This is a genomic window from Streptomyces sp. ITFR-21 (assembly GCF_031844685.1).
Classification (GTDB): domain Bacteria; phylum Actinomycetota; class Actinomycetes; order Streptomycetales; family Streptomycetaceae; genus Actinacidiphila.
This window is the reverse complement of sequence record NZ_CP134605.1, coordinates 4,707,146-4,720,259: the sequence shown is the minus strand read 5'-3', so window position 1 is coordinate 4,720,259 and position 13,114 is coordinate 4,707,146. Positions and strand designations below refer to the sequence as shown.

At 64.2% G+C, this 13,114-nt stretch carries 17 protein-coding genes; 3 read left to right on the top strand and 14 right to left on the bottom strand.

Annotated features, from left to right (window positions below; all coding sequences use genetic code 11):
• Positions 1-53: 53 nt before the first annotated feature.
• From RLT57_RS21240 to RLT57_RS21180, 13 genes are all read right to left on the bottom strand, one after another.
• Complete coding sequence (locus RLT57_RS21240) at positions 54-671, bottom strand: hypothetical protein (protein ID WP_311298871.1); 618 nt, start codon at positions 669-671, stop codon at positions 54-56.
• Positions 672-713: 42 nt separating this feature from the next.
• Positions 714-1,472 carry a hypothetical protein gene (locus RLT57_RS21235; protein WP_311298870.1) on the bottom strand — a complete coding sequence of 253 codons (759 nt, stop codon included), beginning with the start codon at positions 1,470-1,472 and terminating at the stop codon, positions 714-716.
• A gap of 75 nt (positions 1,473-1,547) precedes the next feature.
• On the bottom strand, positions 1,548-2,273 hold the full coding sequence (locus RLT57_RS21230) for a hypothetical protein (RefSeq protein ID WP_311298869.1): 726 nt from the start codon (positions 2,271-2,273) through the stop codon (positions 1,548-1,550).
• A 2-nt stretch (positions 2,274-2,275) separates the two neighbouring features.
• Positions 2,276-3,016 (bottom strand): hypothetical protein, encoded by a 741-nt coding sequence (locus RLT57_RS21225; RefSeq protein ID WP_311298868.1) that lies wholly within the window; start codon positions 3,014-3,016, stop codon positions 2,276-2,278.
• Positions 3,016-3,597, bottom strand: a complete 582-nt coding sequence (locus RLT57_RS21220; protein ID WP_311298867.1) for a hypothetical protein — start codon at positions 3,595-3,597, stop codon at positions 3,016-3,018. Before RLT57_RS21220 ends, RLT57_RS21225 begins: the two co-directional genes overlap by 1 nt.
• A 1-nt stretch (position 3,598) precedes the next feature.
• On the bottom strand, positions 3,599-3,802 hold the full coding sequence (locus RLT57_RS21215) for a hypothetical protein (RefSeq protein WP_311298866.1): 204 nt from the start codon (positions 3,800-3,802) through the stop codon (positions 3,599-3,601).
• A 149-nt stretch (positions 3,803-3,951) separates the two neighbouring features.
• Positions 3,952-4,275, bottom strand: a complete 324-nt coding sequence (locus RLT57_RS21210) for a hypothetical protein (RefSeq protein WP_311298865.1) — start codon at positions 4,273-4,275, stop codon at positions 3,952-3,954.
• Positions 4,276-4,525: 250 nt separating this feature from the next.
• Positions 4,526-5,458: a hypothetical protein gene (locus RLT57_RS21205; protein WP_311298864.1), complete on the bottom strand. Its 933-nt coding sequence runs from the start codon at positions 5,456-5,458 to the stop codon at positions 4,526-4,528.
• Between the two features lie 235 nt (positions 5,459-5,693).
• Positions 5,694-5,984: a hypothetical protein gene (locus tag RLT57_RS21200; RefSeq protein ID WP_311298863.1), complete on the bottom strand. Its 291-nt coding sequence runs from the start codon at positions 5,982-5,984 to the stop codon at positions 5,694-5,696.
• A gap of 89 nt (positions 5,985-6,073) precedes the next feature.
• On the bottom strand, positions 6,074-6,280 hold the full coding sequence (locus RLT57_RS21195; protein ID WP_311298862.1) for a hypothetical protein: 207 nt from the start codon (positions 6,278-6,280) through the stop codon (positions 6,074-6,076).
• A 239-nt stretch (positions 6,281-6,519) separates the two neighbouring features.
• Positions 6,520-7,113 (bottom strand): hypothetical protein, encoded by a 594-nt coding sequence (locus RLT57_RS21190; RefSeq protein WP_311298861.1) that lies wholly within the window; start codon positions 7,111-7,113, stop codon positions 6,520-6,522.
• A gap of 53 nt (positions 7,114-7,166) precedes the next feature.
• Positions 7,167-7,577 (bottom strand): hypothetical protein, encoded by a 411-nt coding sequence (locus RLT57_RS21185; RefSeq protein WP_311298860.1) that lies wholly within the window; start codon positions 7,575-7,577, stop codon positions 7,167-7,169.
• A 12-nt stretch (positions 7,578-7,589) separates the two neighbouring features.
• The gene (locus RLT57_RS21180) at positions 7,590-8,141 is read right to left on the bottom strand and encodes a hypothetical protein (protein ID WP_311298859.1); all 552 of its coding nucleotides are present in this window, start codon (positions 8,139-8,141) and stop codon (positions 7,590-7,592) included.
• Positions 8,142-10,539: 2,398 nt separating this feature from the next.
• On the opposite strand from RLT57_RS21180, the gene RLT57_RS21175 reads away from it, so the two are divergent.
• Positions 10,540-10,755 (top strand): hypothetical protein, encoded by a 216-nt coding sequence (locus RLT57_RS21175; RefSeq protein WP_311298857.1) that lies wholly within the window; start codon positions 10,540-10,542, stop codon positions 10,753-10,755.
• Between the two features lie 178 nt (positions 10,756-10,933).
• On the opposite strand, the gene RLT57_RS21170 is transcribed toward RLT57_RS21175, so the two are convergent.
• Positions 10,934-11,317: a hypothetical protein gene (locus RLT57_RS21170; RefSeq protein ID WP_311298856.1), complete on the bottom strand. Its 384-nt coding sequence runs from the start codon at positions 11,315-11,317 to the stop codon at positions 10,934-10,936.
• 200 nt (positions 11,318-11,517) lie between these two features.
• On the opposite strand from RLT57_RS21170, the gene RLT57_RS21165 reads away from it, so the two are divergent.
• Both RLT57_RS21165 and RLT57_RS21160 read left to right on the top strand, forming a co-directional pair.
• Entirely contained in the window at positions 11,518-11,955 is a 438-nt protein-coding gene (locus RLT57_RS21165) for a hypothetical protein (protein ID WP_311298855.1), read from the top strand.
• Positions 11,956-12,061: 106 nt separating this feature from the next.
• Positions 12,062-13,099 (top strand): endonuclease/exonuclease/phosphatase family protein, encoded by a 1,038-nt coding sequence (locus tag RLT57_RS21160; protein WP_311298854.1) that lies wholly within the window; start codon positions 12,062-12,064, stop codon positions 13,097-13,099.
• Positions 13,100-13,114 lie beyond the last annotated feature (15 nt).

Below are 13,114 nucleotides of genomic sequence, written 5' to 3'. Positions count from 1 at the left end.
TTCCGGCTCGGGCCCGCCGTCCGGCCACTCGGGACCGACGTAGACGCTGCGGGTCATGACTCCTCGGCCGCGAGCCAGTAGGTGTTGTAGCCGTACTCGAAGCGCACCGGGCCGGTCGCCTTGGTGACCAGGTCGACGGCTTGGTGTCGGTCGAGGGTGATGCCACGTGTTAGGTGCGCCTTCGCGCCCAGCTCGGTGCTGCGGAGGAATTGCAGCAGGTAGTACTTCGCCTCGTGGAACGGGAGAGAGATGGTGGACCCGGCCGCCGGCACGCGGTGGCCGGCGTCGCTCTCGCTCCAGCCGGCCGACAGCTTCGGCGCACCATCGACCTCGGGGCCGGCCAGGTGCCGGTCGATCGCCTCGCCGGCCCGCTGCTCGAAGATGCGGTCCCACACGAAGGTGTCGTACGACATCTCGACGTATGCCTTCAGCGCGGCGTCCGCGCTGTCCGTGGAGTTCGGGGACTGGAAGCGCCTGGAGTACGCCCACTCCCCATCCCGGAAGCCGTCGTCCGCGCTCTTGCCGTTGTAGAGGCGGCCAACGACCCATTCGGCGCCGCCGATTCGACCCTCGCGAGTGCCGAGGAACTGACCGTAGAAGCGGTCGTCGTAGTGCTTCTGGCGGGCCTGGTGGACGATCGTCCATCCCTCAGCTCCGACGGTTTCGCTCATGCCATACCCCTCTTCTGCTGACCCCGATGGCCAGCCTGTGTGTCAGTTGGTCAGGCCCCTGTTCGGGTACTTCCGGCCGTGGGCACGGACTGCGTCGTCCCGGTTGCTGCCGTACTCCCAGGCGTCGTCGCCGAACTCGTCGATGGACCGGCAGCCCCACAGGGCACCGCCGAGGGCGGTCGGGGACATGACGACCTGGTCGGCGAAGTCGCCGTGGAAGACCAGGAATCCGCCGCCCTCGCGCCTGCGGAAGCTCTCGCCGATCCCGCCACGGTCTCGGCCCTCGATCGGCACACGCGGCGGGATGTCCTTGGACACGACGCTCACCAGCAACTCGCGCTCACCCGTACCTTCGATGGCGTCGAGCTGGCGCACGGTGACCGTTCCGAGGCCGAATCCCTCGTCGTCCTTGGGGACCGCGAGCACCTCGAAGAGCCGGCCGGCGCCGCCGGGTCGCTGGCCCGGACGGACGACGTGGTCACCGACTTCCAGGCCGGCCGCACCCGTCAGCTCGTCCTTGGCGGCCCGGATCATCTCGGTCGCCGAGTAGTGGATGCAGCACGGGTGCGTGTACACCCCGGCCAAGCCGGGGATGGCGACGTGATTTAGGGAGTCCCCGCGAACGGTTACCACGCCCTGGTCGTCGGTGCTGATCACCTCGACCGTGTACCGCTCCAGCTCGCCCACGCGAATTGCTGCTGCGTCCTTCTCGTCGAAATCGTCAACCATGTACCAGCCGGTCTTTTCATCGGCCGGGTCCGGGTCGCTCTGCTGAATGACACGGATCTGCATGCTGGGCATGCCAAAGCTCCTTCCACCACGTTGATTTGAGAAATCAGTGCCCGAGGCGGGCTAGGCCCACGAATATGGCAGGGCTTATCTGCTCGACCGATCCGATCGGGCCGCCGCCAGGGGGAGCTTGCGCTGTCCCTTCGCGACAATCGGATGCCGGTGCAGGCTCACCGCCGGCACCTCCGTCTGACAGGTGTTGCAGATGAAGGCGTGACCCTCCCAGGGCTGCCCGCAGTGGAAGCAGGTGTCGTCGTCGGTTTCCGGCGTCAGCAGCAGCTCGACTCGCTGCGGATTCCCCACGGCGTGCACGGTGGCGTAGTCGTGAGGGAACTCCGCAGCCGCCTGGCGGACGTTGTCCTCGCTGATGAACTCCGAGTGCGACAGCCCCCACTCGCGCAGCTTCCCGGCGACCGCGCGGGCCAGGGCCTGGGGCAGCTCGTACTCATCGCGCACCCACCGGGTCAGTCCGGCCTCGGTCGGCGACTTTTCCCCGAGCACCAGCCACTTGCCGCACTTGTCGCCGGTGCACCGCTCGTCCGAGATGGCGTGCCTCACGCCCTGCTCGCCGTTCGGCACCTCATTCAGCTCGGTCTCGCACATCTGCTCAGTGACGGCCTTCGGGAAGTCACCGGAGTCGTAGGAACTCTCGTCGTCGAAGTCGACGTCGAGCTTCTGCGCCGCGCGCCGAATCGCGTCCTCGTGGGACTTGCCCTTCTGCACCGTGATGCCGTTCGCTCGCATCGCTTTCAGCGTGCAGCTCGGGCACAGGTTCTCGGCCTGGTAGGTGTAGCCGACTACTCCACCGATCATGGTCAGTACTCCCGGGAGGCGGTCTGCGTGATGGGGCCCCAGGCGCCAGTGCCGGTGACCTCAAGTTGGATGTCGGTCTCGATCCAGCCGCCGGTGCCGGCGAGGACCCAGCCGGCGTGCTCACGCTCGCCCTCGATCTCGCGGACGACGAGCTTGGCGCCGAGCAGCTCCCCGAACTTCGCGTTGCGGCTGGTCAGGATCGGAACGAGTTCCTCGGTCATACGCGGGACGAGGGCCACGCCCATACGCGCGGCTTCACGCTCGGCAACCGGAATGCTCGCCGCGTACTTGCCGCCGCCGTAGGTGACCGGGTCGGCGGTGGTCAGGTGCAAGTCCCCGAAGCGGGCCGTCAGAGCGAACGGCCACGTCTCCGCGATGCCGACGACCTTCTCCCGCTCGATCACGAGCACGTCACCGTCGCGGATGTCCTCCCGGCACTGGCAGGCGCCGTACGCCTCGCCGGTGCTGTAGAAGGTCCACACCGCCGGTTCCTTGCGCTCGGCGTCGGCCTTGAGGGCACGGTCGACCTTGTCCTTCGCCGCGTTGATGTCGTCCGCGCAGCCGAGCCATCGTTCGCTGCTCGGCTCCCCGACAAAGCACGAGTAGTTGCGCGTGAAGTCGGAGTAGAGAACCCGACCGATCTGCTTGCCGCTCAGCTTCAGAAAGGCGCCCGGGGTGTGCGGGTCTTTGCTCCTCACCCAGCGCGGACGTGGAGCGGCCGTGCCCTTCGGTTCGTTCGTCATCAGTACGCCCCCGCCTTCCGGATCTTGTTCGTGCACTTCGGGCACAGCAGGTCGCCGTCGTCGTCCTTGTTCAGGTCGTAGAGCCGGATCTTGGGCCCGCGCGGGCCCACGCCCTCGATGTAGAACTGCCAGCGCTCGGTGTCCTGCGTCTCGTACGCGTGGCCGCCGTCGCACTCCATCCACGCACTGGCGAATCCCCGAAATTCATCCGGCTCGGCACATGTGAGCCGGTAAAAATTCGGCTCTTTCACGTGACTCGGCCCGGAGACCGCGACGAAGTGCTGTTCTCCGAGCTTGAACATCGTGAAATGGAGCGCCTCGTCGATCCAAGAGACGAAATTCGACGTGTGCTCCGTCTCCACCTTGCCGCTCCAGTGCGGGCCGTCGACCTTCAGGCCGCGCTTCTTGAGCCAGCCTAGGAACTCGATCGCACCGTACGGGTAGTCACGAGACGTCGCGTACTTGGAGAACCACTTCTCGTAGAGGACGTCGAGCCGATCGAATTCCTCGGTCTTGTCCTCCAGCCAGTCCGACCACTGGCCGATTACGCCGTCAGCCTCGATGCGCAGGTCGATGCCCATATTAGGCAGCCACCTTCTCGGCGTTGTAGGCGTAGGGCTTGCCCGTGGTGGAGTCGGTGTAGATCCCGGCCTCGCCCCATGTGATCGGTGAGGAGAACACCCGACCCTCCTTGATGAGCTGCGCGCCGTGCTCGCGCAACTCGACTTCCATGACCTGGTCGGAGACCCGCAAGTGCATGCACACTTCGGACCACGGCATGGTCATGAAAACGTGGTCGCCGATTTCCAGGTCAATTCGCTGCTGTTCCACTCACCCTCCCTGATAGCTGCTGACAGTCGAAAGCCCGGGGCGCGGCGTTGCGGCTGCGTCCAGGACTTCCGTTAGCTCAGTCGCTCGGAAATTTGTCAGCCCTGTTACTCGGCCGGCTCGCTGGTGATCACGCAGACCTTGTCGTAACAGAGCGAATCGCGAGTGCCGTCCTCGAATTCGAGGGCGAACCCCGTGACGGGGCTGTTCGGCACAACCGCCTTGAGTCGCTTAAAAGCGAACCGGTACATGTGTGCGGGCTGCACGATGCCCCAGTACGGCGAGTCCTGACTGCGCCAGTACGCCCGGCAGACCAGCTTGCCGACCAGTTCCCGGCTGCGGAGATGGGTGTCGTACGACGTCTCGATGTACTCGTACGTCCAGCCCTCTGCTGTGCCCTTGGCTTCCAACTCCGCGTACTGCGTACGCACTCGCGCATAATGTTGCGCGTCGTAACAGTTGCCGCAGATCTCCTTGCCCGTCTCCTGACACTTCTCCGGACCCCGCCAATTGGCGATGTGCCCGCACGCCAGCGGCTCATCCGCCACTATTTCCTCCTAGGCCATTTGGCTGGGCGCCTTACAGTTCTCTATTCGCGCAGCAAAAAGGGAGCCGACCGGCATCACACGCTCATGCCGGGGCTCCCAATCACTCCGATGATTCAGTTGTCGTACCGGCGTCCTAGCCCTCGATGTCGGTACGGAACTTCTTGGCACGCTCCGCGAGCGCCGACCAGGACTGCGCCCACATCTCCCGGGCCTCGGCCGGCACGTCCTCGTACCGCATCGTGTAGCCGGAGTAGAGCTTGATCCAGTGGCGGTGCCCGTCGTCCTCGCGGTGGCTGTCCGGCTCGACGAGCAGGTCCACGATCTCGGTACCGTCGAGTTCGGTCTTCATCTTCCACAGGACGACTCCGGGCGTCAGGACGCCCGAAAGCTCCACGAGAACCCGGTCCTCGGCCCGGAGATTCAGCGAACCACCGTGGTACCGGTCGTCGCGGGTCGCGTCCCACCAGTTCCGGAACTCCCACGCCTTGAACTCCGCCGGGAACCGACGCTCGAACGCTGCCGCGTACTCCGCAGCCTTGTCCGCCCACGGGCGCCGTTCGTCATCGGTCAACTCCCGGGTGGGGTGGGGGACGTGCGGGTACTCCTTGCCGGTGGTGATCCGGGCCTCCGCCCGCCGAGCGTTGGACCACTCCCGTACGGAAATGCCGGTCGGGAAATCGTTGAACCGACTCCCGGGAGCGGCGTATCCGAGGAAATTACCGATGACTCGCGGGAACGTGTCGGCACCCATCTTCTCGATGTCCGCCCGCTTGTCGGCGAGGTGCTGCTGGACCAGCGGATCGGCTCCCAGGTGCTGCCGGGCCAGATCACGCACGGTGTTCATCGTCGGGTCCGGGAACGTGCGCTCGATCACCCGGGCCACACCGTCGTACTGAATCCACGCGACGGCCGTCTGATTGACGACGACGGTCGCGTGGAGAGCGCCGGGGGGCATCGGTTCGCGGGCCCAGCGCATGTACGTGTCGTGCTTCAGGTCAGCAGCCGCCAGGTAGGGCCGGTACTCCTCGTCGGACAGCTCCCCACGAAACTGGGGAGGTGAGCACACGGCATGGTCCTCGATGCTGAAACGCTTGAGGCCGCGAGCGTTCAAACTACGGAGCGCCGAAGCGACCTGTGAGATGTCTTCCTTCAATGAATTTCCCCTCTCATGGTTGGCGCCGAATTTCTGCTGCGTCCTTGCCTACGCGACGTTGGCCGGACTTTCGGCGCGACTGATACGCGGCGCGCACAGCCACGGCCGGCCTCGGTACCTCCCGCATACCGAGGCCGGCCGAAGCCACCTACGCGATGGAATCGGCGATAAGCGTGTCTTCGATCTCCTGCCACGCTTCATAGAAGCGGACCTGCGTTCCCACGTCATATTCCGCGAGGCGGCAGCCCAGCACGTAATGGCCTTCGTCGTGCGGAACCACCCACTCGGGGTTCCACTGCCCTCGGCGCTGCGAGCCATCGGGAAACTGCACGATGACTCGCCACTGCCAATCTCGTTCCCAGGACACCGGCTTGACCGGCTTGGGATTCCAGTCGACAGACACCACCACCGCAGCAGTGAGGCTGCGGAAGGTGGGCATGGCAAGCACTCGATCACCGATGTTGACCGGCTGCCGTACCGGCCTGGGCTGTGGACGTCGCCGATTCATCTTTCGGCGGTCGGAGCCCGTCACTTCGTCGCACCGGTTTCGTTCAGGAAGATCCCGGGAAGCACGGGCGACGCGGTGCTGTATCGGCCGTAACCCCACCACTCGGGCGACAGCAGGTTGGGGTGAACCGTGATGTGCGTCGGGCGCCCGTACTGGTCCTGGTGGCGAATGGTCACCTTCACGCACGGCTTGCGGGCCGCCTCAGTGCAGTTGAAAATCTTGCTCACTCGGATTCCTTCCTGTCGATCATCCGGATGGACAGCTTTGCCGTCCGCGTGAAGTCAGCGCGCTTCCGACCGCGCCTCGTTTTGCCATAGAGCGGGCACAGGAGATTCAGCCGCTCCCGGGTCTGTCCCGGGATATGCACAGCAAGCGGAACGGTGGTGCACGTGGGCATGTCGTTCTCTTCTCCCATATGGGAAAGGGGCACGGAATCGAATCCCGTGCCCCAACCGATTGTCTGGAATCAGCGCCCGACCGGGCAGCCGTACACCCGGCTGTGCCGGAGCCAGATGCACACTCCGTCGCCCTCGTCATGACGCTTCGCGTAGACCTTGCATCCGGTGTCGCACCAGTCGCGCGGTGCCTCCTGGATCTCGGTCCAGGTCACCCGCGACAGGGTCGCCAGGCCGGCCGCGTAGGTGTCGACGTCCGGCAGAAGGCCCCGGACGTTCATGACGCCCCACAGGGCGTCCGTGCGGAATCCGAGCCGCATGGCCTCTCGGGCGTGGGGACCGCAGACCTTGACGCGGACCGATTCCGTCTCGTCCTTGTCTCGCATGTCGACCGCGATCGCGGGGGCCGTGCACTTGGTGTCCCCGTAGCACTGGTTCACCGGCTCGAATACCGTCTTCGAGTAGCGCACGACCGCACCCTGCTTGCGGGCGTAGATCATGTGCCGCCCGTCCTCACGGTTGACCGTGGCGACCAAGCGCGGCGCGGTCGTCGTTCCCACGCGACGGAGAATGCGGGCTGCCGCCTCGCGGACTTCGACGTTCAGTTCCGACGCCGGAATGACGGTCTCCATGGCTGCTCCCGAATATACGAGGATGAGGGTCATGTGCTTGTCTATGGCCCCCGCTGGACGTTTCAGCAGACCGCGCTTCTATCGGCCTATTTCTTGGTGGACGACTTCAGTTCCATGTAGCGGACGGAATTGCCGACCTTCCGCGCACAGAGAGGCCGAAAGTCCTCGTTCTCGGAATTCGCCTCTCCGATGATGGTCCACTCCGTGAGCAGATTCATACGCGCCATCTCACGCGTGGTCAGCTTCACGTGTTCCTGCAACTCCGACGCCTTCACGGTCTGCATGTCCTTGACCGCCGGTACGGCGAGCGCGGGCGTGTCCGACCTGTTGCCTCGTCTGACGACGCGGTTCAAGTGGCGTGCGTGCACCATCAGCCGGGCACCCAAGTCGGCGTCCCCCGCCTCATTCGCCACCCGTGCGGCACCGATCGCCGCGTGCTTGAGCGGCAGGGCCTCGTGTGAGGTGAGCGGGGAAGAATGCGTGATCACGTTCGTCATTGCGGGACCTCCCTACTTGTTACGGAAAATTCGGCGGCACTCGCGGGCCTTTTTCATCCACGCTTCCGCTCCGGAGTCGTCACCGACAGCGGCGCAGGCGCGGGACTGGCCGATAGCGTGCTCATAGTCAGCACGGGCACCAGCAATACGGCCAACGTCAGAAGCGTCCGGTGCGGCCGGGGTGGCTTTCTGCGCTTTCCGGTTGGACGCAGCAGACGCGAAATATGCGTCACGGTTTCCCCTGATCTGTGCGTCAGTGAGCCGCTTGATTCCGTCACCCTTGGACCCGTATCCGCGTCCAACGATTCCGGCCGCCGTGGCCTCACTTCCCAAACTCCGGGCCTTACGCTTAGGCCGGATTCTTGCGACGCTTTCCCCGTCCGTGATCCGTACGCCCGTTGTTCCGCCGCCCATGCGCTCAACCACACGCGCGGGCACGTTGGTACCGTTCTGCTGTTCGGACTTGAGACGCTTAGCGATTTCCGGGCGCGCGGTGCGTCCTTCCATTCGCGAAACGGTCAACGGTCGCGCCGTAGCGCGTGCGAGCTTTTTGGCTTTGGACATAGTCAGAATCCTTCCGTGACTATTGGGAAAGGTTGCGTGCCCACGGGGGGATTCGAACCCCCTTGCCCTTGACCCCGGCGGTTTGATGCTCTGATTTGGCTACGTGAGTTGTGCGCCGTTGCGGCCGCGATTGCCTGTTAGGTGAGACATTCCGCGCCTATGGGGTGCGTTCGTAGGCTTAGGTGTTGCTGAGTAGTTGATATGAGCGGGCCCGCAGCGCGCGGACTTCACACGCTGCGGGCCCTTGATTTGGTCGCTTCGCTAAGCGTTGCGACCCTTCCCGCGCTCCCGTTGTGAGCGATTGCGCGGGGAATGAGAACCCATTTGGGGACTTCCTGTGACAGTCGTCCCACACTGCCGTATCCGTCATGTGGCTATGGGTGCGGAGTATAAAACCGTCCGCACGAGGGCAGAGTTCACCCCCGGAAAGAAATCCATAGGTGTTGCTTTCGCGCGCTTCAAATACCGGGCATGGTCCCGGTAGTCAGTTCCTCCGTACTAGGTTTGCGCGTGCCCATATACAACCTGCTTCAGCACACGCGCGCTCTTTTCGGGTATCAGTCTCGGTCGACCGGCAGAGTTCACCGGTCAATTGGCAAACCCGTGCAGAAATCACACGGGTACGCGACTACGTACCTTCCGCGCACTACTTACGTCCGTTCCCTTGCGAGGAACGGCACGGGGAATGCCTGCCCGCGATACCTAGAAACTGTGGGTTGTCACCAGCAACCGCCCGCGCATGACCAATACGCGGTTTTTTGATAACGCCCGAAGCGTGGATTTTTAGGCGGTAAACGCCATGGGGGCCCGCACACGCGCATACCTCACGCGTGATCACTTGCGCTGAAAGCGTGCGCAAGGTTGGCCGGGTGAGAGACATAGCTCTCCCTAGGTAATTCGCGGGAATCCAGACAGACGACTCCCACACAACACGGCACCCTATTGAGTTCTCAAAAGTCGGGGACGCTTCCCCGTCACCTCCCCGCGCTACGGCCGAAACGGCGCGCTACGGAAAGTCACCGGCTTGCATTCACCCGCAGCGCAGAATTCACGCTTTGGGTGTCCCCTCCCCGCCCGGCCGGTTTCACCGGGGGGGTTTTCTTGCCGTCCCGTTGTGGCGACATGGATGACATTAGGTGTTCCCCCCGGCGGGGGGAACACTTTTAGCGTGACGATAGATAGACCGAGAGTGATACAAGCAGGTCAGACCCTAGAAAGTGGGCAAAAAGAATCTTGAAAACAGGGGGGAAATCTCAACATACGGACAATCTTGGTGTCCAAAATGCCCAGTAAAAATGTCACAAGACATGCCATGCCGCTTAGTTCCTTACGAATGCGTCTCTAGCGGTGCATGTCATGGCAGAAATGACGTGGCGTCAGGTCCCGCTGAAGTGGTCGGCGGCCTCGCTATGTCCGGGAATGCCCCGGAAAATTCCCGCGATTGGCTGTGCGCCTGCCTACGGCTTCCGGCACCCCCCGGGGCCCGTCGCTCCGGCCACTCCCCCCGGGGCCCGTACGCGTCCGGTCACGGTGCCGCACGGTGCCAGCAACCCGGGGCCGCTCCCCCCGGAACGGGGCCGCGCCATGCCCTACGCGCACGCGTGAGAGCCTGTCTCGGCACGGGCGCCCGACGGTCCCCCGGGGCCGGTCGACGGCTCACACGGGCGCACAGCGGCCCGCCCCCACAAAGTGGGCATGACGGACACGCACCAGAAAATATCGGGACGCGAAAATTCGGGGGATCTAAGGCATACGCCCGTGGTGACGTATAGGGCACATATAGGAGGTAGGAGAGAGTACGCACGGTTGCCCGGCTACGCGGCACATGCCTGGCTCATGGGCTTGCACGGCTCATGCGGTGCTCTGTGCGGGTAACTCCCATGCGCGTGAGATATGGCTAATGCCAGGGACGCCGCTTGTTTCACCATATGAGGTTTTTGAGCAGTGTCTTGGTATTCGCCGCAATAATTCGCGCTTGCCCGCATGTATTACATATTCGCGTTAAGTCCGTATTTGCTGAGCAAAGCGGAAATGACGCTCCGCTTTAGTCGCACCCCGTGAACGGCTGCTCACGCTCCGCCTAGTATTACGCAAGGTAGCTAGGACTACCGTGCGTTATAAGGGGCATAGCGCCTAATCGTGGCAGAAAAGACTAAGCGGCTTTACCGTGACGAAGTTAGGCATAGTTTGTAATGCGTGCACATCGGGGCGAGAGTGGGAAAGAAGCCTATTATGCTCCATTGTGTCTTTGCAGACATTAAGCACCCCCCACCATTAAACGGACAATTCTCACAAAAGGGGCCCTGGGCCTCCAAATGGAAATCCGACCCGAGCCCACGGGCAGTGTCCTCGCAGCCGGCAGTGGCCCCGGGCCGACGACTCTAGCAAGATTGACGACATGGCCACCGAAGACGCTCTCCCAGACGAGGGACTGCTGCTTACGCCGCGCGAAGCCGCTCTCCTGTCATGGCTCGTGATCGACGGCGAGGAGCGCCTAAGCATCGAAGAGGCTGCCAGCAAGTTGGACATCCGCCCAGACACAGCCAGAGTGATTATTTCCAGGGCGAAATCAAAGCTGCGCCTCTACGCCGGCCAACGTTGGCCACTGCACTAAAGCTGGCCCGAGGACACCCGGACGAGTGCCTCGTGCGTCCACAACCTGTAGGCCGGCGGCAGTGCGCGGGGTAGCACGTAGCCCCGGCGACCTGGTCGATGACCAGCGGTCCACCGGGGCTTTGAGGGTCAACGCTACAGCCGTGTGATTTCGAGGGGAAAATCGCTCGCGTTGGGGTTCACTCGTGTGCCGGGCCAGGCGCCTCCTGCCGACGGACGCGGCCTCTGCGGAGCCGGCGCTTGTGCCTGCGTGCCTCGCGGGCGTCCGCCTTCCTGGACTGGAAGTTGCGGTGGTAGTGCCAGGGCTTGCGAACGTTCTCGCACTCTTCAGCGGGGTACCAGTAGGGCTCGTCAGGGGAGCTTCGGGGGCGCTCTCTGTGGCAGAGGCAGCAGATGACGACGCCGGCTGCGTCGAGACGTTCCTGGACCCTGCCGTAGAAGCGGTCGTCGAACTCCTGCCAGTCCGCTTCCACTTCCTCGGGCGTCCGCTGGGGAAGCGAGGCGCGGTACGCCTCGCCCCACTTCGTCAACAACTCGTCGATGCGCACGGTCGGTTGAGTCATGCCCAGCAGAGTAGCTATGCGAACGCATCTGCGAGCGTAGTTGCGATCGCATCAGCTAAATTGCCCCTATGACTTCGACTTCATCTGAGAGCAAGGGCGATCCCTCAACGGAGGAAGTATGCTCCGCTTTACGTGCATTGGGGGCAAAAGTCCCGGAAGACCATGACATGTCACGTGCTCAGGCCCTCGGGTTGCTCCTGATGACCGTCGAGGGCTCCCTGATCGTGGAGGATGATCCGCTCGCCATTGAGGCCACGCGCCACGGGTACTTTGGCGGGCTTGTCGCGCAGATCAAAGTGGGCGGCTTTCCGCCTGGTACGTGGGACGCGCCCTTGCAGGAGATGTGGGTGCGGTGCCTCGAACTACGGCTGCGGCGGACAGCTTTCGACTGGAGCAACTTGCGGCAGGAGCTGCCGGCGGATTCCGGCGAGCGGTCGAGCGCAGCGGCCGTTGACGCCCTGCTCTCGGCGGCGGCGGAACTTCTGAATCCGTTCTACCCCAGGGTGTACGAGGAGGACGCCACGCAGCTTGCGCGGCTGCGCAGCGCGTTCCGATCGGCGGGGGCGTACGTCGTGGCAGCACGGCGAGGCATCGAGGCGCATCGGCGCTTCTTGAAGGTTCGCGGGTTCGACGCGTGAGCCGTGTGCGAACGCAGATGCGATCGCAAGTGCGCACGCAGGGCGTTTATCGGCCGTATATCGGCATTGGCCATCGTGCCCGTCGTCCGTCACCGAGAGGAGCACGATGAAGACGTACGGTGAGCCCGTTGTTCGCCTGGGGTTCTTGAACTTGGAGCACGACGGCGGCCCCGACGAGGAGCCGGGAGTACTGCCGGCGAAGTGGGTCAAGGCCCATGAGGAGATCTTGGTGCCGAGAGAGTTCGACTGGCTGGGGCGCGGGGAGATGACGTTCTCTCAGACGAAGCCGGTCGACCCGGACGCGACCGAGGAGGAGAAGGTCGTCGCCGCAGACGCGCAGAGGGCCGCCGACTCGCGCTTCCGGGCGGCTCAAGACGTGCTGGGAATGCGCGGGTTCCGCTCGCCCACCGGACAGGGCAGGAATCCCACGGGGTTGTTCCTGCGGGAGTCGACGTTCACGTTCCAGGCGCGGCACCAGCAGCTCAAGATCTGGCGGACGCCGCCGACCAATGTCGTGATGACGCTGGCGGAGGTGCCCGAGGTGCCGATCGTGACGGTCGCGTGGCACAACAGCTTCTGCTCGCCGAACGGCCGAGAGGACGAGGCCGAGGAGCTGTCGTCCTTGGTCGACAAGGTCCAGGCCAAGTACCTCGATGATCCGGAGCACAACTGGGCGGCGTTCTGGGGGTTCGGCGACTGCAACGAGTACCCCGTGCCGGCTGGCGAGACGGTGCCTGAGATCGACTGGACCTCTCCCGACATCCGGGACCTCGTACACCGCCGACACCGTGCCCGGAAGCAGGCTGACGGGACGTGGCGGAGCTGCACGTACCTCGACGAGATGATGCTGGACTGCGGGATGCACGATCCCGCTCGGTTCGCCGCGCACCAGCTCGGTCAGATCGAAGCCCTGAAGGCGACGGCCGGCCACGCTTCGGACGGTCAGGGCGGCGGCCGGCGCATCGACCGGGGGTACATGGACCCGTGGCTGGTCCAGGCCGTCATCGAAGTCAACATCTTCGACACTACGGGCGTCAGCGACCACCACGGCGTAGAGGTGATTCTGTCGCGTCGGAAGGCCGTCGAATGCCTCCGCCGGCAGCGTGAGCCGCTCAAGCCGTGGTTGCTGGATCTGGCGGTCTAGCCGGATTTTTGCGTC